At 73.9% G+C, this 21,517-nt stretch carries 15 protein-coding genes; 8 read left to right on the top strand and 7 right to left on the bottom strand.

Annotated features, from left to right (window positions below):
• The first annotated feature begins 126 nt into the window (after positions 1 to 126).
• Positions 127 to 477 (top strand): hypothetical protein, encoded by a 351-nt coding sequence (locus tag NQZ70_RS17670; protein WP_129575256.1) that lies wholly within the window; start codon positions 127 to 129, stop codon positions 475 to 477.
• A gap of 83 nt (positions 478 to 560) precedes the next feature.
• Here NQZ70_RS17670 and NQZ70_RS17665 read toward each other — a convergent pair whose 3' ends face one another.
• Complete coding sequence (locus tag NQZ70_RS17665; protein WP_129575255.1) at positions 561 to 1,532, bottom strand: hypothetical protein; 972 nt, start codon at positions 1,530 to 1,532, stop codon at positions 561 to 563.
• A gap of 538 nt (positions 1,533 to 2,070) precedes the next feature.
• Between NQZ70_RS17665 and NQZ70_RS17660 the strand changes: the two genes are divergently transcribed.
• Positions 2,071 to 2,955, top strand: coding sequence for a DNA adenine methylase (locus NQZ70_RS17660; protein WP_129575254.1), 885 nt, complete (start codon positions 2,071 to 2,073; stop codon positions 2,953 to 2,955).
• A gap of 22 nt (positions 2,956 to 2,977) precedes the next feature.
• On the opposite strand, the gene NQZ70_RS17655 is transcribed toward NQZ70_RS17660, so the two are convergent.
• Entirely contained in the window at positions 2,978 to 3,244 is a 267-nt protein-coding gene (locus NQZ70_RS17655; protein WP_129575253.1) for a hypothetical protein, read from the bottom strand.
• Between the two features lie 295 nt (positions 3,245 to 3,539).
• On the opposite strand from NQZ70_RS17655, the gene NQZ70_RS17650 reads away from it, so the two are divergent.
• The 4 genes from NQZ70_RS17650 (at position 3,540) to NQZ70_RS17635 (ending at position 12,262) form a co-directional block, all read left to right on the top strand.
• Positions 3,540 to 8,111 (top strand): DUF2339 domain-containing protein, encoded by a 4,572-nt coding sequence (locus NQZ70_RS17650; RefSeq protein WP_129575252.1) that lies wholly within the window; start codon positions 3,540 to 3,542, stop codon positions 8,109 to 8,111.
• Positions 8,112 to 8,188: 77 nt separating this feature from the next.
• A complete protein-coding gene (locus tag NQZ70_RS17645; RefSeq protein ID WP_129575251.1) occupies positions 8,189 to 9,433 on the top strand; it encodes a choice-of-anchor L domain-containing protein in 1,245 nt (414 codons plus the stop codon).
• A gap of 191 nt (positions 9,434 to 9,624) precedes the next feature.
• Positions 9,625 to 10,518: a LysR family transcriptional regulator gene (locus tag NQZ70_RS17640; RefSeq protein ID WP_129575250.1), complete on the top strand. Its 894-nt coding sequence runs from the start codon at positions 9,625 to 9,627 to the stop codon at positions 10,516 to 10,518.
• 52 nt (positions 10,519 to 10,570) lie between these two features.
• On the top strand, positions 10,571 to 12,262 hold the full coding sequence (locus NQZ70_RS17635; RefSeq protein WP_129575249.1) for a right-handed parallel beta-helix repeat-containing protein: 1,692 nt from the start codon (positions 10,571 to 10,573) through the stop codon (positions 12,260 to 12,262).
• A gap of 62 nt (positions 12,263 to 12,324) precedes the next feature.
• On the opposite strand, the gene NQZ70_RS17630 is transcribed toward NQZ70_RS17635, so the two are convergent.
• The 3 genes from NQZ70_RS17630 to NQZ70_RS17620 form a co-directional block, all read right to left on the bottom strand.
• Positions 12,325 to 12,885 (bottom strand): type II toxin-antitoxin system RatA family toxin, encoded by a 561-nt coding sequence (locus NQZ70_RS17630; protein WP_129581412.1) that lies wholly within the window; start codon positions 12,883 to 12,885, stop codon positions 12,325 to 12,327.
• 628 nt (positions 12,886 to 13,513) lie between these two features.
• Positions 13,514 to 15,055: an aminopeptidase gene (locus NQZ70_RS17625; RefSeq protein WP_237245386.1), complete on the bottom strand. Its 1,542-nt coding sequence runs from the start codon at positions 15,053 to 15,055 to the stop codon at positions 13,514 to 13,516.
• 302 nt (positions 15,056 to 15,357) lie between these two features.
• Positions 15,358 to 16,470 carry an S-(hydroxymethyl)glutathione dehydrogenase/class III alcohol dehydrogenase gene (locus NQZ70_RS17620; protein WP_129575247.1) on the bottom strand — a complete coding sequence of 371 codons (1,113 nt, stop codon included), beginning with the start codon at positions 16,468 to 16,470 and terminating at the stop codon, positions 15,358 to 15,360.
• Positions 16,471 to 16,852: 382 nt separating this feature from the next.
• Between NQZ70_RS17620 and NQZ70_RS17615 the strand changes: the two genes are divergently transcribed.
• Positions 16,853 to 18,061: a hypothetical protein gene (locus tag NQZ70_RS17615; RefSeq protein WP_237245385.1), complete on the top strand. Its 1,209-nt coding sequence runs from the start codon at positions 16,853 to 16,855 to the stop codon at positions 18,059 to 18,061.
• Positions 18,062 to 18,118: 57 nt separating this feature from the next.
• On the opposite strand, the gene NQZ70_RS17610 is transcribed toward NQZ70_RS17615, so the two are convergent.
• Both NQZ70_RS17610 and NQZ70_RS17605 read right to left on the bottom strand, forming a co-directional pair.
• On the bottom strand, positions 18,119 to 19,153 hold the full coding sequence (locus tag NQZ70_RS17610; protein ID WP_129575246.1) for a serine/threonine-protein kinase: 1,035 nt from the start codon (positions 19,151 to 19,153) through the stop codon (positions 18,119 to 18,121).
• 592 nt (positions 19,154 to 19,745) lie between these two features.
• Positions 19,746 to 20,168 (bottom strand): TerB family tellurite resistance protein, encoded by a 423-nt coding sequence (locus tag NQZ70_RS17605; RefSeq protein ID WP_129575245.1) that lies wholly within the window; start codon positions 20,166 to 20,168, stop codon positions 19,746 to 19,748.
• A gap of 304 nt (positions 20,169 to 20,472) precedes the next feature.
• Between NQZ70_RS17605 and NQZ70_RS17600 the strand changes: the two genes are divergently transcribed.
• The gene (locus tag NQZ70_RS17600) at positions 20,473 to 21,516 is read left to right on the top strand and encodes a serine/threonine protein kinase (protein ID WP_129575244.1); all 1,044 of its coding nucleotides are present in this window, start codon (positions 20,473 to 20,475) and stop codon (positions 21,514 to 21,516) included.
• The last annotated feature ends 1 nt before the right edge of the window (position 21,517 follow it).

Here is a 21,517-nt window from a genome sequence, read left to right as displayed (position 1 = left end):
GAGCTCGTCCCGGCTCCGGCGCGCGGGCGCCGATTTCTTGGGCATCCGCGCCGGGCGGGGCAGAGTCGCGGCCGGAGGCACCCGATGAACCGACAGAAGACTCCGAGCGCTGTCCCTCGAGATGCCGTGGGGCGCTATCTGGCGAAGGCCACGCAGGGGAGCGGCGTGCGCGCCGTCGCCCTCGCCGGCGAGGAGGGCGCGCTCCTCGGCGGCGCGCGCTCCGCGGGCGCCGCGGCGAGCGACGACGATCTCGCGCTGCTCGCCGCGCTGGGCGCCGGCTGCGCCGACAGGATCGCCGGCTACGCCGAGCTCGACGAGCTCGTCGATGCGGTCGCCGGCGACGACGACTTCTACGCGACGCGGCTCACGGTGTGCGAACGGACGCTCTACCTCGCGTCGATCGGCGCGCGCGTCCCGCAGCAGAAGAAGATCGCCGCGGAGCTCGGCCAGCTCCTCGCGCCCGTGCTCTCCGCCTGAGACGGCGCCCGCCACCGGATCCCCGCGCCGGAGCTGTCCGCCCGAGGCGCGGCGCGCTCGGCCAGGTCCTCGCGCCCGTGCGGTCAGCCCGAGGCGCGGCGCGCCTCCGCGGGCCGCCGGGCCCTCTCGGCGGGGCCCGCCGTCGCGACGAGGAACCCCTCGGCCCGATGCGGGGCGAGGCCGCAGCGCGCGTTCATGCGCTTCGCGATCTCGTCGCCGGCCCGGACGAGCGCGTAGAACCACCGGATCCCGAAGCGATCGTGCCCCTCCCGGAGCGCCGCGGCCTGGAGCGGGGCGCCGAGCCCGCGGCCGCGGTACTCCTCGCGCAGGCAGGTGCAGATCGGCATGCCCGTCCACGAGGGCGCCTCGCCGACGTCGGAGATCCAGAGCGGCGGGGCGCCCAGGAGCCCGAGCTGGGAGAGCGCCCTGGGCCCGCCGTCCTCGGCGGCCTCGGGCCGCGTCAGGACGCACAGGGTCGTGCAGCCGATCAGCGCGCCCCGGCCGTCGCGCAGCGCGAGGGTCACGGAGCGCCCCTCGGCGCCGCGAAGGGTCCAGCCAGGGAGCGGCGCGTGGCCGCTCTCGGCCTGGAGCTCCTGGATCGACCGGATCGTGGCGTCGTCGTCGTCCGGCGACACCCGGGAGAGGCGGAGGCCCGCCGGAAAGGAGCGAAACCGGCCGAGCCCCTGCACGGCGGCGCGCACCTCGCCGGCCGGGGCGCCCATCACCGAGAGCCCCTCGTCCACGGAGAGCCCGGCCTGGCGCAGCGACGCGGCGAGCGCGGGGAGCTCCGGCCGGGGGGCGTGCAGGAGCACCCGTTCGAAGCAGCGCACGAGCGCCTCGCGCCGCTCCGGCGACGTCCGCTGGGCGTGCAGCAGGATGAGCGAGCGCCCGTCCGTGGTGATCCCGTCCTGCTCCGCGATCCAGCCGCGCGCGGCGTAGAGGATCCGCTGAGCCCGGTAATCCGCTGCCTCACCGAAGCAGCCCGGCCCGTCCGCCGGAGCGGGGCCGCGCTGCTGCGGGGCGTCGTCGCGATCGAGGTCGAAGGCAAGCATCATGGCGGCATTCCTCCTGTCGAGAGCGGACGGCGGCTCCCACGAGAGCCGAAAGCCGGCGCGGGGCGCCCGCGCCCTGCGCCCGGGCGAGCCCCTGCCGCGCCGCCGAGGTCCACGGCGAGATGGCCTGAAGCGGCGGTGCGTGAATTCGGGAGAACCCCGCTTTGCCGGCGGCTGTTCAGCCCGCGTGTCGAGACTTCAACTTATCCCCGCTCGGCGATCACGCAAGCCGCGACATGCCATGATCCGGGCAGCGCTCGCGCCGGGACACGCGCGCTCACGCCCACTTACAAGCAATTGAATTTGTTCATAAAATTGACCAACATCCACGTTTACCCACAAGACATCTCGCCGTCCGGAGGCGCCGGGGTGTGGACATAGAACGACCTAGCCTGGAGCGATGCGTGGCGCGGGACGTCGCGCGGGGGAACGCGCGCCGCGGGCGGACCGGCGGGGGCCCTGGACCAGGGAGGTCGCCGGCATGACCTCGGTGGTTGAGGACGATCGCGCGCCCTGGTAGGTTGGCGTCCAGTATTGCGCGATGACCACCGCCCTTGTCACCGAAGCCGACAGCGCCGCGCCCCTGCTGCCACGTCCGTTCCTCAAATGGGCGGGCGGCAAGGGCCAGCTGCTCCGGCAGTTCCAGCCGCTCCTGCCCGCGTCGTACGGGCGCTACTTCGAGCCCTTCGTCGGGGGGGCCGCGCTCTTCTTCTGCCTGCAGCCGAAACGCGCGACGCTGACGGACGTCAACGCCGAGCTCATCGACTGCTACCGGGCGGTGCGCGACCGGGTCGAGGAGGTCATCGCCGCGCTGGGCAGCCACGCCTACGAGGAGGCGCATTACTACCGGGTTCGCGATCTCGACCCCGCCTCGCTCACGCTGCCCGAGCGCGCCGCGCGGACCATCTTCCTGAACAGGACGGGGTTCAACGGGCTCTACCGGGTCAACAGCGCCGGCCGCTTCAACGTGCCTTTCGGCCGCTACGTCAACCCGTCGATCTGCAACGCGCCCCAGCTGCGGGCCTGCTCGGCGGCGCTGCAGGGCGTCGAGCTCGAGGTCCGCGACTTCGAGCGCGTGCTCGACCACGCCAGCGAGGGCGACTTCGTCTACCTCGACCCGCCGTACTCGCCCGTCTCGCCGACCGCGAACTTCACCTCGTACAGCGCGGGCGGCTTCGGCTTCCGCGACCAGGAGCGCCTCGCGGCGCTGTTCGCGGCGCTCGACGAGCGGGGGGTCCAGGTGATGCTCTCGAACTCCGATGTTCCCGAGATCCCGCCGCTCTACAAGCGGTTCAAGATCGACCGCGTCGCGGCGCTCCGGAGCATCAACGCGAAGAGCGACGCCAGGGGCCGCGTGGGAGAGATCGTGATCCGGAATTATACGACCCGGCGGAGCCGCAAGGCGGCGGCGGACAAGGCGGGCTGAGCGCCGCGGCGGGGCGCGCGCCTCAGTCGATGGTCTTCGACCCGTGCTTCTTCGGATCGGGGGCCGCGCGCTCCTCGGCGTATGCCATCGCCACCTCGATCTCCTCGTGGATCTCGCTCGAGGCGACCTTGTTCCCCGACGGATCGACGGCCTCCCACACGAAGCCACGGAGCTCGCCAGGGCGCTCCGGTCTCCAGCGGACCCGCAAGGTCCAGCCGTTGATCTCGGCGGTATACCCACCTTCCTCGTGATCGCGCTGCCATGCCGAGACGGTCGGGTGCTTCAGCATCGCGAGGTCTCCGGAACAGCGAGGCGAGAGGACAAAAGAACTGTTCCCGAATGGCCGCGCTCCCCCCCCGAGCAACGCCGCCGTCCGGGAACACGGGGAAGATAGCAGGCGCCCCGGGCCGGGCGATCAGGCAGGCGTGTGTTCCTCATGGGGGTGCACCTTACTCCAGTCCCAGCGCGCGCCGAAAGGTCTCGCAGGCACGGGTGGGATGTCGGCAGGGGCAGCGTGAGCAGCGCAGGCGTCATCGCGCGGACGGGCGGCGCCGGCGACAGGCGCCCCATGCTACGACGCCTTCATGGGGGCAGGAATCGTCGTCTTTTTCGGGCTCGCGCTCGCCGGCTATCTCCTGGTTGCCCCGCTGGTGGCCTTCGTGTTCGCCGTCCGGGCCAACCGGCGCAACGAGGATTTGCTGCTGCGGATCCACGCGCTCGAGCACCGGCTGGCCGAGCTCTCCGGGCAGCGCGGCCGCCCCGAGCCGACCGCCGCGGTGGAGAGCCCGCGCAGCGCGCAGCCCCTGGAGCCGGAGCGAACTGCCCAGGACGCCCTCACGCCCCCGTCGATCGCGCCCCCAGCGGCCGCCGGGGGCGCGGGCGCGCTGCCCGCGATCGACGAGGGGTCCGCCGGCGCGCCTGCGGGGATCGCGTTCCCGGACGCCGCCACCAACGCCGCCGGCGCGCCTGCGGGGATCGCGTTCCCGGACGACGCCGCCGGCGCGCCGCCCGCGATCGCGCTCCCGGAGACCGTCGCCCCTCTCCAGCCTCGCCCCGCGGCGACGCTCGACGAGAGCGCCGCCGGCGCCGCCTCGGCCGCGCGCCACGGAGGCCCGGAGACACCCACCATCGAGGAGAGGCTCGGCCTCACCTGGCTCACCCGCGCAGGCGCGGCGACCTTCCTGCTCGGCGCGCTCTTCTTCTTCAAATACGCCTCGGACAACGCCTGGATCGGGCCCCTCGGGCGCGTCGCGATCGGCGCCGTGACCGGCGCCGCGCTCCTCGCGGCGGCCGAGGTGCTCCGCGGGCGAACGCAGCGCCGCTTCGTCCACGCGCTCATCGGCCTCGGGCTCGCGGTCCTGATCGTGTCGGTGTGGGCGAGCGCGGCGCTGTACGAGCTCATCCCGATCCCCGCCGCCTTCGCGGCGGACACGGTGCTCCTCCTGCTCGGCGCCGCGCTCGCGCTCCGCCACCGCGGCGAGGCGATCCTGATCCTCTCCCTCGTCGCCGGGTTCCTCAACCCGGTCGTGCTGTCGACCGGGCAGGACCGGCCGCTCGTCCTGTTCAGCTACCTCCTGCTCATGACCAGCGTCGTCCACGCGGTGGCCGCGAAGCTCGGCTTCCGCGTCGCGCCCTGGCTCGCGCTCGCGGGCCACACGGCGCTGTTCTGGGGCTGGTACGATCGGCACTTCGACGCGAGCGTTCCCCCGGACGGCGGAGACCCGAGCGCGCTGCCCTGGCTCGACACGCCGGCCCAGGCGCTCCCGGGGCCCTACCTCCCGCTCGCCGCCCGCGCCGTGCCGCTCGCGTTCGTCGGGCTCGCGGCCTTGCAGGGCGTCCTGCGCGCGCTGTGGTCGCGCCGCGCGAACGCCGCCGCCGGCGTCGCGCCTGCCCCGACCGCCGTCAGCGGCGCTGCGTCCGCCCCGGGCGCCGCTCCCGACGTCGCGCCTGCCCCGACCGCCGGCAGCGGCGCCGCGCCCGCCCGGACCGCCGCCAGCGGCCCGGCCGCGACCGTCCCCGCGCCGGCCGACGGCGCCCCCGGAGCGGCGCCCCCGGACGCCGCCGCGCTCGCGGCCGCCTCGCTCGCGCTCGCGCACGCAGGCGCGGGCGCGCTGCTCTTCGACGCCCCGCGCGCGCTCGCCGCCGCCGCCATCGCGCTCGCGGTCGCGGCGACCGTCGCGCTGCGCGCGCTCGGCGAGAACGGCTGGCTGCTGGCGCCGATGGGCTCCGCCTTCCTCGCCTTCGCCGCGACGTTCGCGGACGCGCCGACGCCGCACCGGACGGCGGTCGCCGCGCTGGTCGCGCTCTGGGCGCTCGTCTACCTCGCCGGCTGGCTCCGCGGCGCCGGGGCCTCCGGCCGCCTCGATCGGAGGACCGCCGTCGCGTGCTCGGCCGGCGCGGCGCTCTTCGCCTGCACCGCGGGCATGCTGTTGCTCGAGACCGACGCGGCGCTCTTCGCGGTCGCGATCGCGGGCGCCGCCGCCGTCGCGGCGTGGATGGCCGCGCGCGCCGAGCTCCCTGCCCTGCTCCTCGTCGCCGCGGTCGCCTCGGCGGGCGCGATCGCGGCGGCGGCGCCGGGCGCGCTCGCGCCGGACGACGCGGCCGCGCCGGCGGTCGTCGACGCGGGCTTCCTCGGCGCGTCGTCGCTCGTCATGCTCGTGTTCCTCGGCGCCGTGGGCGCCTCCGCGCGGCGCCCGCGCGAGCCCGGCGCGACGGCGCTCCCCTGGTCCGGCGCGCTCGCCGCGAGCGTGGCGACGCTCGGGTTCGTCGCGGCCGCGCTGGGCGCGACGCCGGAGGAGACGCCGACGCTACGCGCGCTGCTCACCGCAGCCGCCGGCGCCTTGGACCTCGCGCTCGGCGCGGCGCTCCTGCGCGCCGCCGCGCCGCCCGCCGCCGTCGCGCCGCCCGCCGCCGATCGCATCGCCCTGCTCCTCGGGCAGGCGCTCGCGCTGTTCGCCGCGGCCGTCGCCTTCGGGCTCGGCGGGGCCACCGTCACCGTGGTCTGGGGCATCCTCGCGGCGGTCGCGGCGGCCATCGCCGCGCGCACCGGCGAGCGCGCCTGGCTCGTCGTCACCTCGCTGCTCTTCCTCGCCGCCCTCGCGCGAGCGCTCGGCGTCGATCGGGTCGAGACCGAGGCGCTCGTGACGACCTGGTTCGACACGCGCGGCCGCGACGGCGCCATGGCCGCCCCCGTCCTGCTCAACGCGAGGGCGTACGCGTTCGCGGGCGTGAGCGCGGCCCTGCTGGCCGCCGGCCGCCTGCTCTCCCGCGCCGGGATCGCGCGCGCCGAGGCCGCCGAGCGCGCCACGAGCGCCGCCCGCCCCGCGCGCGCCGGCCTGCGCGCCGCGGGGCTCGCGGCGCTCGGCGCGGGGTACGCCTTGCTCCTCGCGACCGTCGTCATCGAGGTGCGGAGCGCGCTCACCGCGCTGCCCCCCGCGCCCCCCGCCCCGCTCGACGCGGCCGAGTTCGCCGAGCTCGCCGTGCAGCACCGCGCCGCCCTCGAGGGCCAGCAGGGCAGCCTCGCCATGGCGACCACGCTCGTGCTCGCGCTCGCCGCCATCGCGCTGCTCACGGCGGGGTTCGCGGCGCGCGACGCCTTCCACCGGTACGCCGGGCTCTCGCTGTTCGCCGTCACGATCGCGAAGCTCGTGGCGTGGGACGTCTGGCACGTGGAGCGCATCTACCAGATCGCGCTCTTCACCGGCGTCGGCGCGCTGCTCGTCGGCGGCGGGTTCCTCTACGCGCGGTTCGGCCGGCGCCTCGTGACGCTCCTGCGCGCCGGGCCGAAGAGCGCCGCCGGGCTCTGCGCGCTGCTCGCGGCGACCGGCCTCGCGCGGCCCTCCGAGGCGCAGACCGGCGCGCCGCTGCGGATCGAGAAGCACGCGCTCGTCCGGCCCATCGACGGCGTGGACGCGGCCGGCGACCACCGCATCGACGTCGATCTCGACCTCTACCGCGAGAGCCGCGCCGAGGACCTGCTCGCCGACGTCCGCATCGCCGGACCCGACGGCGCCGAGGTGCCGTACGTGCTGCGCGAGACGGGCGCCGCCCCCTCCTCCGGGCGGATCGCCGCCACGATGCTCGACCCGGGCGTCGACGCCGCCGGCGTGGCGCACGCGACCTGGGCCCTCGACGCGCCCGGTACGCGCCACTGCCGGGTCGAGCTCAGCGTCCTCGGCAGCAGCTTCCTCCGCGAGGCGCGCGTCGACACCGGCGCGGACCCGGGATCGCTCAGCGAGGTGGCGCGCGGCGCCTACGTGTACCGGATCCCGCAGGATGCCGAGGCCGTCGAGCACCTCGCGGTCGCCTACCCCCTCTCGCGCGCCGCCCTGGTCCGGATCCGCCTCGTCCCGGAGGGCGCCCCGGCGCCCGGCGGGGCCGCGGACGTCCGGATCACGGGCGGCACCGTCGCGTGCGAGCCGCCGGCCGCCGCCGAGAAGGCCGCGCTGCTGCCGCTCGCGATCGTCGAGACGCGGCGGGACGACGACGCGCAGGCGACCCTGGTCACGCTCGACGCCGGCGCCCACGGCGCGCCGCTGCACGCCGTCCTCCTCGACGTCGCCACGCCGGAGTTCAGCCGGCGGGTCGACGTCGCCTCGACCACCTACCGCGCGGTCTGGCCTGCCGTGGGGAGCGGCCGGATCCATCGAATCCACCCGCGCGGCGAGGCCGGGCCGGCGCTCGCGTCGACGCGGATCCCGCTGAGCCCCACCCGGAAGCGCTTCCTCCGCCTCACGATCCACGACGGCGACTCGACGCTGCTCTCCCTCTCGGGCGCGCAGGGCGAGGTGCGGGCCCGCGAGATCGTGTTCCGCGCCGCTCAGCCCGGCCCGCACCGGCTCTACGTCGGCGACGCGCTCGGCAAGCGCCCCCGCTACGACCTCGGCGACGTGCTCGACCGCGTCGAGCGCGAGCGTCCGCCCGTCGCCGCGAGGCTCGGCGCCGCGCAGGCCAACCCTGGCTTCGGCGCCGCCCCAATCGCGCGCGACCTACCGTTCACGGAGCGACACCGCGCGCCGATCGGGGCCGCGCTGGCCCTCGGGCTGCTGGCGCTCTCGGCGTGGGCCGCGCGGCTCCTGCGGCGAGGGGCCGAGCCGCCCGACGGCGGGTCCGCGCCCTCGCGGCAGGGAACGGCAGACAGAGAGCCACGGCCATGATGGGATTGGATGTGCGACGGGCAGCCGGGAACGCGAGGGCCCTCCGGCGATCCGAGCGCTCATCGAGGAGATGCACCGTGAGAGGCCGGCGCTTCATCTACCTGGGTCTCTGTGCGAGCGTCGGGGCGGCGCTGTGGTCGTCGAGCGGGTGCTTCGCGGCGTCGCGCGACGAGCAGGCGCCCGGCGCGGCCGGCAGCGGCGGGGGTGCGACAAGCGCCACGACGGCGGAGGCCGGCGCCGGCGGGAGCCCCGCGGGGGCGAGCTCGGGGGACGATTTCGGCCACGGCGGCGCGCCGAGCGGCGAGCTCGAGCAGCCCGACAAGGACGGCGACGGGTTCACCGTCGAGGACGGCGACTGCAACGACGACGACGCGAACGTCAACCCGGGCGCCCTCGAGGTCGCGATCACGGAGCCTGACGACACCGGCGTCGTGCCCGAGCCGGCCGACGAGGACTGCGACGGCGAGATCGACAACGTGCTGCCGACGTGCGACCGGAACATCGCGCCCGCCGACTTCGACGCCATGCACGGGGCTCACGCCGTCGACCTCTGTGCCAAGGCGTCGCCCGGCGACAGGAGGTGGGGCGTGCTGAGCGCTGAGTACGTGCGCGGCGACGGCTCGCGCGCGGCGCCCACGCCGGCGGTCGGCGTGCTCGACTCGTTCGGCCCCAACGTGCACGTGCAGGGCGGGGACCGCATGCTCGTCCTGTCCACGGGCCGCGCCCGGCTCGCCCACTGGCCGGGCGCGTGCAACACGCCGAGCTGCACGAACTACGGCGCGGGGGAGGCGCCGCCCGGCTTCCCGCAGGACAACCCGGATTGCCCGCCTTCGTCGAACATCAACGACGACATCGGCCTCGAGCTCGTCATCCGCACGCCGACGAACGCGACCGGCTACGAGTTCGCGTTCAAGTTCTACACCTTCGAATACCCGGAGTTCATCTGCCAGCACTTCAACGATCAGTTCCTCGCGCTGGCGACGCCGGCCCCGCCCGGGTCGCTCAACGGCAATCTCTCGTTCGATAGCCTGGGCAACCCGGTCAGCGTCAACATCGGCTTCTTCGATGTCTGCGCAGGGTGCGCCCTCGGGGCGGACGAGCTCGAGGGCACCGGCTTCGGGCTGTGGGACGACGCCGGCGCGACCGGCTGGCTCCGCACGCAGGCCCCGGTGAAAGGCGGCGAGGAGCTCAAGCTGCGGTTCATGATCTTCGACACCGGCGACGACGCGCTCGACTCGACCGCGCTCGTCGACGGCTTCAAGTGGATCGCGAACGGCGGCACGGTCGCGGTCGGGACCGCCCCCGTCGAGGATCCCCGGTAGCGCCTGCGGCCATCTCCCGGCCGCACCCCTGCGCCGCCCCGCGCGCCGGCGGCCGTCTCCCGGGCGCGCCCGCAGCGCGCCGCGCGACCGGGAGGCCGCGCCCCACGACCGCGCCAGCGGCCCGCGCGCCCGCGGCTCGCGGAACGATATTTCGCAGCCGGGACTGTTGCGCTGGACGATACAATGCGGCCATGCGGCTCCCGTCCTTGGAGAACCTCGCCTGCTTCGAGGCCGCGGCGAGGACGCTGAACTTCCGGACCGCGGCGCGCGCCGTCGCGCTCAGCCCCGCGGCGTTCGGCCAGCGCATCCGGCAGATCGAGGAGCAGGTGGGCGCCCCGCTGTTCGAGCGGACCACCCGGCGGGTGCACCTCACGCCGCAGGGGCTCGCCTTGCTGCCGCGCGCCCGCCAGTGCCTGGCCCTCGCCGAGGACTGCCTCCGCAGCGCGATGAGCCCCGCGCCCGCCCCGGTCGAGCTGACGCTCGGCACGCGCTTCGAGCTCGGGATGTCGTGGATCGTCCCCCAGCTCGGCGCGCTGACGCGGCGGCGCCCCGAGCTGATCCTCCACCTCTATTTCGGCTCCTCCGACGATCTGCTGAGGCGCCTCTCCGACCGCAGCGTCGATTGCGTGGTCACGAGCGCCCGCTGGAGCGCCGCGAGCCTCGCGGCGGAGACGCTGCACGAGGAGCGCTACGTGTTCGTGGCCTCGCCCAGGCTGCTGCGGCGCGAGCCGTTCTCCCGCGCCGAGCACGCGTCGCGGCACTGCCTGCTCGACATCGACGCGACCATGCCGCTGTTCCGGTACCTCGCGGACCAGACGGGCGGCGTGGGCCGCTTCGCGTTCGCGCGCCATCGCTGGGTGGGGCTCGGCGCCGCGATGAAGACGCTGGTGCTCGCCGGCGAGGGCGTGGCCGTGCTGCCGCTCCACATGGTCGCCGCCGAGCTCCGCGGCGGCAAGCTGAAGCGGCTCCTCCCGTCGGCGTCGCTCGCGCGCGATCATTTCCGGCTCGTCTACCGGCGCGACGACCCGCGGAGCTCGCTCTACGCGAAGCTCGCCGAGTCGCTGCGCGCCGTGCCGGTCCAGTGAGCGCGCCGGCCCCGGCGCGGCGCGGCCTCGGGTAGACTCCCGGCCGAGGATCATGAGCGAGCTCCCCCACGGCGACGCGTGCTGCCGCAGGACGCCGATCACCGCGCAGGACATCAACGGCGGACCGGACCCGACCCGCCGTGTCCCCTTCGTCATCACGGCGCCTGGCCAGTACGCGCTGGTCGAGGACGTCGACTGGGTGGCGGCGGACGAGGACGCGCGGGCGATCACGATCGCCAGCGACGATGTCACGCTGGACCTGTGCGGGAGGACGCTGCGGCAGATCGACCCTCCGGCGCCCGCCCGCGCCCAGGATCCGAGCGCGCGGTCGTGCCGGGGCGAGGTCGTCTCCGGCAACGTGGGTGTCTACGCCGAGGGGCATCGGCGGCTCGTCATCAAGAACGGCAGCGTGGTCGGGATCCAGGGGGTGGGGATCGTCGCCAGGGCGTGCTGCCAGGTGGATCTGATCGGCCTGTCGGTCACGCGGTGCGGCGGCGACGGGGTGATCGACACGACCTTCCTGTGCCGCAACGGCGGGATCTTCGTGATGGGCGCGCAGGACGCCGAGGGCAACATCGCCTTTGCGTCCGACATCCGGATGCTCGACTGCGTGTGCTCGGAGAACACGAGCCGGCTCGATTTCGTGGTGACGCTGGGCGCGCTCGTCCTGTTCTGCGACGACGTGGAGGTCAAGCGGTGCGTGTTCAACCGCACGGCGAACACCAGCGCTGAGCCGAGCGGGGTGCAGTTCAACGTCGTCGGCGCCGACTTCGTCGTCTGCCGGAACGTGCTCGTGGAGGACTGCGAGGCGCACGACAACACGTCGGGCGGCGAGCCCGCCGGCTTCTTCGCGTGGGGCGAGAACTACAAGTTCCTGCGCTGCCGGGCGAACCGGAACTTCACGCTCACCGGCAACCGGGCGTGCGGATTCAACATCTCGACCACGAGCAACCTCGAGATGGTCGATTGCGAGGCGGACGGGAACTACAACGCGAACCCGGGCGCGTCCGCCGATGCGGTCCGCGATTTCTCCGCGCTCGGCTTCCGCATCGGCCGGGCGGTGTTCCGCGCGTCGATCGAGGGCTGCCGCGCGCTGGGCAACCACGGCGTGGGCGCGAACGCGCCCGCCGCCGGCTTCGCGCTCCACGCGACCGGCCAGGTGGTGCTGCGGCGCTGCGTGGCCGTGGGCAACAGGAACGCGAGCGGGACGGCCGAGGACGACGGGCTCGCGGCCGGGTTCATCGCGTCGGCGCCGCTCGCGGCCCCGGAGGGCGGCCTCGTGGGCGGCGAGGGCAACGCGTTCATCGACTGCATCGCCGACGGCAACACGGTCCACCGCGCCCCCCTGTTCGTGCAGCCGCCGGCCCCGCCGGTCGACGCCGGTCCGTCGCGCGGCGACCCGCGGAAGGGGGCGGGGTTCCTGCTCGATCGACAGAAGGATGCGCGGATCGTCGGGTGCCAGTCCGCCAACAACGACGGAAAAGGGATCTGGCTGCGGGGCTGCGCGCGCGCGCTGGTCGAGGGAAACACGCTGTCGGGGAACACGCTTTACGGCATCCAGAACGAGGATCCCGCCGGGCTGAGCGCCTTCGTGGGCAACCGCGCGCACCTGAACGGGTCCCGCCACCGCCACAACTACGTCGGCCTGCCCCCTGGGACGCCGGTCCGCAAGTGGACGCTCGGCGCCCCTCCCCCGGAGGGCCCGTGGGCGCCGGCGGACAACCTCAGCGTCCGGATGCCTTGACGAGCGGCGCGAGCGGCGAGCGCCCTTGGGAGCGCGCCCCGCCGGCCTCGCTCCGGCGAGCGTCAGCGGTTCCCGTCCTGCGCCTGCTCGGCGCGCGCCCGGACGGCCGCGACGGCGCGCGCCGAGCCGTCCAGGTTCTCTGCGTTGAGGAGGCTCTTCGGCAGCGGCAGCTTCGGCTGGAGGAAGACCTCGAGGGACACGCGTGTCGTCCGGCCGTCGATCTTCTCCAGCTGCCAGGTGGCCTGGAGGTCTTTCACGTTGCCGGCGACGAAGCGTGACGAGTAGGTCTCGACCCCCTCCACGAGGGCGCGCTTCTGGATCTCGATGCGGGCCCACATCGTGACGGCGCCCTGCAGCGCCGAGACCTCCATGTAGATATCCCATCCGCCTGCTGGCGTGCGCCCGAGCACGCGGCACTTCTTGTAGTGGGGCATGAACTCCGGATAGCGCTCGAACGAGAGCACGGTGGCGCGCACGCGCTCCAGCGGCGCCTTGACGACCGCCGTCGACCTTCCGCGCGAGAGCCCGGTGCTGCCGATCGGGACCGCCAAGCTCGCGATCCCTGCCGCGTCGGGCGCCGGCGCCGCGCGCTCGCTCCCGTCGTCGCTCGCGGCGGCCGGCACGACATCGCCGCTGTCGCGCTCTGCCAGCGGCAGACTCGGTGCATCCAGGGTGCTCCCCCGTTCACCGGCGCCGCACGCGGCGGTCGCGAGCGCGAGTCCTCCGGAGACCGCGGTCCGGATCAGGGCGCGATGGGCGATTGTTGTCGAGCGAGTTCTCCCCATGACCGCCGAGCTTGCCAGCGACGTGCCCGCCGCCGCCCCCCGGCGCTGATCCCGCTCCGCACATCAACGCTCAGGCCCCACCCCACCCCACCGCCAAGAACGGATCCCCGCCCCACCGCGCGCCGCTCCCCCCCGGAGACCAGCGACACCTCCCCGCCCCCTCGATCGCCCCGCGCGCACACCCCCGTCCCCCGCAAACCCCTCCGAATCCCGCCGACTCTCTCCCCCCCAATTCCGTCCACCCCCTCTCTCTCCCCCCTCTCCCTCTCTCCCCCAACCGTTGCCGGGGCTCACCCGCACAGGAGACGGGCCCAGATCGGCGTTTTCGGCGCGCAGGCGTACTTCCTGTACGCCGAGCACCGAAAACGTCGAGATGGGCCCGTATCCGAAGCGGGTGTGCCCCTAAGTCTACCAGCACCGAAAACGTCGAGATGGGCCCGTATCCGAAGCGGGTGTGCCCCTAAGATTAAGACTCACCGGAGAGGTAGGCGGTTAGGCTGGGGATGGGGACGCCGGTGGGGCGGCCGAACTGCCAGTCTGCGGACTCGACGCTGACGCCGCCGATGTCGAGGTGGATGAACGGGAGCGTCCCCCCCTTGAGCCCCGAGGCGATATCGAGGAACGCGAAGGGGAACTGGTGGCCGCGCGGCGTGTTCACCGAGGCGAGGCGGTTCGACGAGACCACGTCCTCGGCGCTCGACCGCGGCGCGACGAACGCGTAGTCCTCGCGCCGCGGCCGCACGCGCTCCATCGGCTCGCCCCAGCGCTCCGCGAGGACGTCGAGCCGGTCGAGCTCGGGCCGCGCGGCGGCGTTGCCGATCGCGCCCGTGTACGGGCCGTGGGCGCGGTAGACGTGCCCCGTCAGCGTCGCGACCGAGAACAGGATCGGGTCGGCGGCGCCGCTCATCGCGAGCTCCCGCGCGAGCGCGAGCAGGTCGGCCAGGATGAGCCGCCCCTCGGCGTCGGTGTTGCCGATCCGCACGCGCACGCCGGCGCGGCTGCGGATGATCTCGTCGCTGACGTACGACTCCTCGCCGATGCTGTTGCGCGCGAGCCCGAGCAGCCCGACGATGCGCACGCCCTCCAGGCCGAGCGCCGCGGCCGCGCGCACGAGCCCGGCGACCGCGCCGGCGCCGCCCTTGTCGCGGGACATCCCGGCCATGTGCCCGTCGGTCTTCAGGTCGACGCCGCCGGTGTCGTAGGTGACGCCCTTGCCCGCGAGCAGCACGGTGCGCCGGATCTCCCCGCGAGGCCGGTAGTCGAGCCGCACGACGCACGGCCGGTGCCGCTCGACCACCCGCGACGCCCGCGAGACCGCGCTGATCAGCGGGTAGTCGTCGACGTTGCGCTCGATCTTGACGAGCACGCCCGTCCTCGCGAACGCCGCCTCGCACATCTCGGCGACACGGCGGGGCGCCATCCGCTCCGGCTCGGTGCCGGTGATGTCGCGGCAGAGCGCGCGGCCGACCTCGATGGCCGCGATCTCGCGGGCGCGCGACTCGGGCAGCCCGAGCACCGCGAGCGACTCGGCCGAGCGCGGGGCCATCTCCGCCTCGCGCGCCTCCAGCGGGGTCCACTGGCTCCCGAGCGCCGCCAGGGCGCCCACCTCGATCGCCCGCGCGAACCGCGGCGCGGACGGCGCGCGCACGACGAGCAGCGGCCGGCTCGCCCCCGCCTCCACCGCCCGCGCGAAGCCGGCGGCCGCCGCCTCCGCGATGGAGCGGACGTCATCGACGTCCTCCGAGAGCGCCCCTGTCGGCGCGAGCACAAGGCGCCCGCCGGGCACGCCGGGCGCCGGCAGGACGAGCGGCGCACACTTGCCCTCCAGCGCGCAGTCGACGCGCGCGGCCGCATCGACCACCGCGCCGACCGTGGGCCCGAGCCCCCCTGCGTGCTTCGCGATCGGCGACGGCGCGACGAGGACGACAGCATCGCAGGCCGCGGTCCCCGAGGTCGACTCGGCGAGGGCGTTGGCGGGCAACCCCGCCAGGGAAGTGACATGGACCATGGCGGCGGATGATGTCACAGGGGTCAGCATTTTTGCAGCACCCGTCGGCGCCGGCAGGGCACCGACACCTGCCCCGATGGCCGCTGACCGGACGTGGCCGGCCGCCGCGCGCCCGCGCCGCGGCCAAGGCGAGCTCGCCCGCAGGCGCGATGGCGCGCGCGTCCGCCCCGACGGTCACGCTCGCGGCCGAGCGCCGCGGCCGGCCGCGCTCCCTCCTCGCGCGGCGTGGGAGAGCGCGCGTGATCGGGAATGGAAGGGAATGAGAGGGACTCGGAGGGAGAAGCGCGACGGAGAGGCGCGCTTCAGGAGAAGAGCACGACGCTGCGGATCGACTCGCCGCTGTGCATGAGGTCGAGCGAGCGGTTGATGTCGTCGAGCGGCATCGTGTGGGTGATGAGCTCGTCGATCTTGATCTTGCCCTCCATGTACCAGTCGACGATCTTGGGGACGTCGGTGCGCCCCCTGGCGCCGCCGAACGCGGTGCCCTTCCAGACGCGCCCGGTGACGAGCTGGAACGGGCGCGTGGAGATCTCCTCGCCGGCCCCGGCGACGCCGACGATGATGCTCGTCCCCCAGCCCTTGTGGCAGCACTCGAGCGCCTGGCGCATCACCTTGACGTTGCCGATGCACTCGAAGCTGAAATCGGCGCCGCCCCGGGTCAGGTCGACGAGGTAGGGCACGAGATCTCCCTGCACCTCGTTCGGGTTGACGAAGTGGGTCATGCCGAACTTCTCGGCCAGCTCACGGCGCTTCGGGTTGATGTCGACGCCGATGATGAGGTCGGCGCCGGCCATCCGGGCGCCCTGGATCACGTTGAGCCCGATGCCGCCGAGGCCGAAGACCACCACGTTGTCGCCGGGCCGCACCTGCGCGGTGTTGATGACGGCGCCGATCCCCGTCGTCACGCCGCAGCCGATGTAGCAGACCTTGTCGAACGGCGCGTCCTCGCGGATCTTGGCGACGGCGATCTCGGGCAGGACGGTGAAGCTCGAGAACGTCGACGTGCCCATGTAATGGTGAATCCGCTCGTTGCCGATCGAGAAGCGGCTCGTTCCGTCCGGCATGAGCCCTCGGCCCTGCGTGGCGCGGATGGCCTGGCAGAGGTTGGTTTTTCCGCTGGTGCAGTAAGAGCACTGCCGGCATTCGGGCGTGTAGAGGGGGATGACGTGATCGCCCTTCTTGACGCTCTTCACCGACGGGCCGACGTCGACGACGACGCCCGCGCCCTCGTGGCCGAGGATCGCGGGGAAGAGGCCTTCCGGATCCTTGCCCGAGAGGGTGTAAGCGTCGGTGTGACAGACGCCGGTGGCCTTGATCTCGATGAGGACCTCGCCTTCGCGAGGGCCCTCCACCTGGACGTCCTCGACCGTGAGCTTCTCGCCGGCCTTGTGGGCCACGGCTGCGCGCGCTTTCATGATCGGTGGTTCTCCTCCCGCAAGCGGGGCGTTCGGGGCCCGAGCGGCGCCCGAGCCCCTCCAATAGCCGGCCGAGGAAGCAGGTTTCAAGGGGGACCCGGCCGGCGCCGCGCCGCGCCCCCGCCCGGCCTGCTCGCGTCGCGGCGCCCGCCGGCGCGGCCCGCTCGCCCCCATTGCGGCGGCCCCGCCCGCGCGCCTGACTCCGCGTGCTCCCACTCCACCCCACAGGCGGCGCGCGCGGCTCGTGGGGCGGACGACCTCTGTCGTACAGAGGCATTGCACGCCGTTCACGCGACCTCGCGAAAGGCTGCTCTCGGCCGGCGAGGCAGGGATTCGGATGGCGCTCGTGGACCGGCGAGCGTACCATCGCTCCGTTATCCTTATGCGCACCGCTCGTTGCATACCCGGTCACCGCGCCCTCACCGCAGCAGCCGCGCTGTTCCTCGCCGCCTGTTCGGTGGGCAGATCGCCTGGAGGCGCGGCGGCGGGCAAGGACGGCGGCGGGGGGAGCGCCCCCTCCGAGGGCGGCCACGGGGGCCAGGGCGGCGGGCAGGGTGGCCAGGGCGGCGTCGTGGAGTGTGTCGACGAGTGCCCTGCGGAGAAGGGTGGAATCAAGATCGGCTGCAAGACGCGCTTCATGTTCGGAATGAACTATGCGTGGCACAACTTCGCCGGCGATTTCGGCGGCATTGCCGCGTGGGACAAGCGCGGCGTCGCGGCCGAGGCGGAGACGCATGCGAAGAACCTCGCCGGCATCCGCGCGCACGGGGCGAGCGTCGTGCGGTGGTGGATGTTGCCGGAGCTCCGGGGTGAGGGCGTCGCCTTCGACGCGAACGACACCCCGACCGGCCTCGGCGGGACGACGCGGGGCGACGTCGAGAAGGCGCTCGAGCTCGCCGAGCAGGCGGACGTACACCTCATGTTCTGTCTCTTCTCCTTCGACAACTTCCATGCGACCCGGGTCGACGCCGGCGTGAGGACGGTCGGCATTGCCCCGCTCGTGACGGACGCCGCGCGGCGCGCGGCGCTCCTGGAGAACGTCGTCAGGCCGCTCGCCCAGGCGGTCGAGCAGAGCCCGTACCGGCACCGGATGGTCGCCTGGGACGTCATCAACGAGCCCGAGCTGGCCATGACCGGCCCGAGCCCCTACGGCGACCCCGACTACGACCCGGACCCCCAGGTGGAGCCGATCGCACACGAGCAGATGGAGGCCTTCCTCCGCGGCACGATCGGGGTATTGCGCGCGGAGAGCAGGGCGCTCGTCACGATCGGCTCGGCCTCGATGAAGTGGGCGCGCGCGTGGACGACCACCGACGCCGATTTCTACACATTTCACATGAACGACCGGGTCAACCGCTACTGGCCGTACAACCAGTCGCCCGCGGATTACGGCATCACGGACAAGCCGGTCGTCATGGCCGATTTCCCCATCGCCGGCCTGGCCACGGCCACCCTGTCGACGCTCCTGGAGAGCTGGTACAACCAGGGTTATGCCGGCGCGATCAGCTGGGCCTACGGCGACGCGACCCCGACCGAGCTCGAGACCCTGAAGGCCTTCGCCGCTTCGAAAGGCTGCGACGTGCAGTACTGAGCCGGCCCGAGGAGAGGCGGCCCTTCGCGCGGCGCGGGGAGGGCCGATGTCTGGAGATCAGGAAGAGGGCAGCCAGTAATCGACGAGCGAAGCCCCCGTCACGTCGTGGGCGACCCCGGCCGCGATCGCCCACTGGGCCAGCGCCCGCCCCAGCGCCGCCATCGCGGGAAACCGCCCGTCGGGGGACTTGGCCAGCCCCCGCTCGACGATCTCCCAGAGCCGCGGGTGCGCCTCGAACACCTCCGGGCGCGGCGGATCGACCCGCAGCACGTCGTGCACGATGGAGATGCTCCCCGGCCCGCCGAACGGCCGCCGGCCGGTCACGAGCTCGTAGAGCACCACGCACACGCTCCACACGTCGGAGCGCGCGTCCGACTCCTGCCCGCCGCGGACCTGCTCGGGCGCCATGTAGGCCGGGCTCCCGACCAGCGCCTCCTTCTGCCCGCCGTCCACCGCGCGCGTCGCCGTGAAGGCGATCCCGAAATCGATCAGCTTGGGGACCATCCGGCGGCCGTCGCGCACGAGCACGATGTTCGCGGGCTTCACGTCCCGGTGCACGACCCCCGCGCCGTGCGCGGCGCTGAGCGCCCCGATCACGGGCAGGAGCAGCTGGACCGCGGAGATGGGCGACATCGCGCCCGACTCGGCCAGCACCTGGGCCAGCGACCGGCCCTGGAGGAGCTCCATCACGACGAACGGCTCCCCTTCCTCGGTGAAGCTGAGATCGAACACCCGCACCGCCGCGCGGTGCGACACCCGCGCCGTCGCCTGCGCCTCCTTGAGCAGCCGCGAAGCCGCCTCCGGGACCGCGCAGTCACGACGGATGAGCTTCAGCGCGACATCGAGGTTCAGGGCGACGTTCCGCGCCTTCCAGATGGCGCCCATGCTGCCCTCGCCGATCAGCTCCGTGAGGCGATAGCGCCCCGCCAGGACGTCGCCTGGGGCGTAGCGCCGCAGCGCGGCGGCCGGCGCGTCGGTCGCCGGAGCCGGCAGGGCGACAGCAGGCGACACGCCGGCGAGCCCCGCCCGCAGCGTGGCAGGCGGCACGCTCGCCGGCGCGGCCGGGGTGTCGCTCGCCGGCTCCAGCGGCACGACCTCGCCGCCAGGACGCCTTACCGAGGCGGACGGCCGCGACAGCCGGCCTGACGTCCGGAGATCGACGGGATCGAACGGGGGGCGGTGCGCCGAAGACCAGCGCGGAGATCGCGGCGAGCGGTACGCGCGCGGAGAAGAAGCTCTGCCCCCGCTCGGGGGACGGGATCGATTCGAGGCGGGATCCATCGATGCGCCATGTGGCGTCGTGGAGCTGTCGGTTCGGCGGGTGTCCATGACCTTGTTTTGGCCCTCTGGCCCACGGGTACTGCAAGGATCAGGCCCACAAAAACCGCCGCAAATGCGCCTCTTTCGCGCCCGTCGCGGCGCCGAGGTGCGGGGTCGAGGCCTCAGATCCGGCGCCCCTCGCCATCAGCGCGCCTCACGCTCTCGGGGCGCCGCCGCCTGGAGCGGCCCCGGACAGCGCGCGACGGCCGGCGCAAGGGTTGTAGCAGAGCGCATTCCCTGCGCACGGCGCCTGGGGGCGACGAGCACATCGGCGTCGGGTGTCAGCCCCCCTGCCCCTCGCGGCGCAGCCGGGGCCGATCAGCGCGCGGCGCGCGCGCCGCCCTCGCCGCGCGCCTCGCGCGGCTCAGCGCGCGGAGCCCGAGACGACGCGCCCCTTGAACGCGATCGGCACCTCCAGCGCCCCCGCCGCCTCGACGAGCAGCGCGTGCTCGCTCTCGTGGATCACGCCGTCGGCGGCGACCAGCCGGACCGCCAGCTCGATCGCGGCCTCGCGCATCCGCACGTCGGGCAGGCGCGCGCGGAGCGCCGCGAAGCGGCCATTCCTGCCCTCCTCGCGCACCGAGCGCTCGATGATCGAGATGAGCGCCTCGACGACCTCCGCCCCGAGGCGGCCCGCGCTCATCGCCGCCGCGTGCGCCGTGAGCTCGGCGCGCTCGGCCTCGTTGATGGAGCCGTCAGCGTACGCGGCGAGGAACATGATCTCGACCATCGCCTCGAGCTTGGTGATCTCGAGGTGAGGAAAGGACAGCTGCGTCTCGTCCATCATGCGATCCGAGGCTAGCGTATCACGGCCCCACCGGACACAGCGCCACCACGCCGCCCGCCCGCTCGCCGCCGCGGCGCTCGGCCCGGCCGATCCGGCGCGCTGCCTCGGTTTGCCCGCCTCGCCGCGCCTCGCTCGCCCTGGGGATCCAGGGATCCCGGGAGCGCGCGGCGAAACTTCTCATCGAGCGCAGCGCCGGTTGGCGCTCAACTCCACGTCCGGATAGATCAGCTCCGCCACCGCGGTCCTCACCCCCTACCCGACTCCACACCCCTACCCGACCCTCCCCCACCCCGACGCCCCGACCATGAGCTCCACCACCCCGACCGACCTCTTCCTCTCGCTGACCCCGCACAAGGTGATCGAGGCCGTCGAGGCCGCAGGCGTCTTCTGCAACCGCGTCTGCTATCCGCTGAACTCGTTCGAGAACCGCGTCTACGAGGTCGAGCTCGAGGACCGCACCCGCATCGTCGCGAAGTTCTACCGGCCAGGGCGCTGGACCCGCGAGCAGATCCTCGAAGAGCACCGGTTCCTCGCCGAGCTCGCGGACGCCGAGATCCCCGTCTGCCCGACGCGCCCGTTCCCCGACGGCGAGACGCTCAAGCAGATCGACCACATCCAGTACTGCCTCTTCGAGCGCATGGGCGGCCGCGCCCCCGACGAGCTCGGAGACGAGCTGTTCGTGCGCCTCGGCAGGCTCGCCGCCCGCATCCACAACGTGGGCGCGCAGCGGACCGCCGAGCACCGCGTCCGGCTCTCCGCCGACTCGTACGCGCGCGAGGACCTCGGCTGGCTCGCCGAGCGCAACGTCATCCCCGCCGCCGTCGCGCCGCGGTACCTCGCGGCCGCGCGCGCCGTCGCCGACGCGGCCGAGGAGCGCCTGCGCGACGTCGACGTGCACCGCATCCACGGCGACCTGCACCCGGGCAACCTGCTCCTCCGCGACGGCGCCCTCCGCGTGCTCGACTTCGATGACATGGTCGTCGGCCCCGCCGTGCAAGACCTCTGGCTCCTCCTCCCCGGCCGCGACGCGGCCGCCCGCCGGCAGCGCGAGCTCTTCATCGAGGGCTACGAGGAGCTCCGCCGCTTCGACCGCTCGACCCTCGGCCTGATCGAGCCGCTGCGAGGGCTCCGCATGATCCACTACGCCGCCTGGATCGCGCGGCGGTGGCACGATCCCATTTTCCCGAGGACTTTCCCGCACTTCGGCACAGAAGCGTACTGGCGCGACGAGGCGAGCTCGCTCGAGGAAGTGATGCACATCACGAGGTCTGGGGACGGCGGCGGGCCCGAGGGGGGCGAGGACGAGGCGCCGCCGAGCGGGGGCAAGTACTTCTGGGACCTGAACTGAG

Source organism: Sorangium sp. So ce836, from assembly GCF_028553905.1.
Taxonomy (GTDB): Bacteria; Myxococcota_A; Polyangia; order Polyangiales; family Polyangiaceae; genus Sorangium; species Sorangium cellulosum_D.
Note: the sequence above shows the minus strand (reverse complement) of the source record. Positions and strands in the feature narration are given on the sequence as shown.